This window comes from Tsukamurella sputi (assembly GCF_007858445.1).
GTDB lineage: Bacteria > Actinomycetota > Actinomycetes > Mycobacteriales > Mycobacteriaceae > Tsukamurella > Tsukamurella sputi.
The window spans coordinates 1-570 of sequence record NZ_VIGV01000148.1; the positions used below are offsets into that span (position 1 = coordinate 1).

1 protein-coding gene is annotated in these 570 nt (G+C 67.9%); it reads right to left on the reverse strand.

Features of this window, described 5'->3' with window-relative positions:
* Positions 1 to 570: LppX_LprAFG lipoprotein (locus tag FK268_RS23565; RefSeq protein ID WP_146437873.1), on the reverse strand; the 570-nt coding region annotated here is incomplete at both ends.

Genomic DNA, 570 nt, shown 5'->3' on the forward strand with positions numbered 1-570 from the left:
TCGAGGCGCACGACCTGCTTGTCGCCCGACTTCTGGATCCACGCGGTGGTGGGGACGGGCACGCTCTTCTCGGGATCGACGCGCGAGCCGGAGATCGCGGCGATCTCGGTGGCGGGCACGGTGCCGGTGACCTTGGTGGTCTCCTGGCCGTCGATGGTCTCGGTGCCGGCGGCCTTGACGCCGGTCATCTTGGCGAGGACGTTGGGGATCCCCTTGGTGGGATCGAACAGGGCGGACACGTCGTAGATGGAGGCGCCGTCGCCGTAGTCGACGTAGTTGGCACCGAGGAGCGAGGCGTACATGGTGCCGTCCGTGTAGACGAACCTGCCCTCGGACTGGCCGCCGATGTCGATCGTCGCGGTGCCGGTCGCCTGCGTCGTCGGCTTGACCTGGAGGTCACCGTCGACCTTGGTGATCGGCATGTTGGGCACCTTGCCGTCGACCTTGACGAGGAAGTGGACGCTGGTGACGTTCTTCGACGCCTCGGAGGCGGCCTTGACGAGCGCGGGAGCGTCGGTGTCGGAGGCGTTCGCCGATGCAGCGGCGGTGTCGGTCGTGCCGGTGTTCGAC